This window comes from Myroides sp. LoEW2-1, assembly GCF_009767705.1.
Taxonomy (GTDB): domain Bacteria; phylum Bacteroidota; class Bacteroidia; order Flavobacteriales; family Flavobacteriaceae; genus Flavobacterium; species Flavobacterium album_A.
Window position 1 is genome coordinate 1 of sequence record NZ_WSPP01000085.1, and the last position, 386, is coordinate 386.

Genomic DNA, 386 nt, shown 5'->3' on the forward strand with positions numbered 1-386 from the left:
GATTAGAACTACTCAAACTAAACATTACACTAAGTTTACTAATGAATATAGTTCACTAAGATTATCCGTTTGTAGACGTAACTTTACACCATTGGGATATACTATCTCATATTCCTGAGTATTGATGACTTGACCTTTTGTTACAGTTATAAAATTATTGTCTAATTGCGTTGACTCTGACTTTGCCTTATACTTAACCACCCAATAACTAAAGGTTGCTAATTTAATTCCGACACTTTCACAGTATCTTGATTGCGTTAATCCACTTGTTTTCCAATCCTCTACATGAGAGTACATTATTTCTTGTTTGCTCATCTCTTTATTATTTCAAGCAAACTTACTACCTTACGTTAGCTTATGAAATATGGGCTTGGTCGGGTGGATAC

General features: G+C 33.4%; 1 protein-coding gene. It reads right to left on the bottom strand.

Annotated elements, in window-relative coordinates; translation table 11 throughout:
* Nucleotides 1-24 precede the first annotated feature (24 nt).
* A complete protein-coding gene (tnpA, locus tag GOQ24_RS06110) occupies nucleotides 25-315 on the bottom strand; it encodes an IS66 family insertion sequence element accessory protein TnpA (protein ID WP_058699130.1) in 291 nt (96 codons plus the stop codon).
* Nucleotides 316-386 lie beyond the last annotated feature (71 nt).

Bases quoted from the DNA above. Each gene is read 5' to 3' on its own strand.
- tnpA (WP_058699130.1), bottom strand. From the start codon at position 315: ATGAGCAAACAAGAAATAATGTACTCTCATGTAGAGGATTGGAAAACA.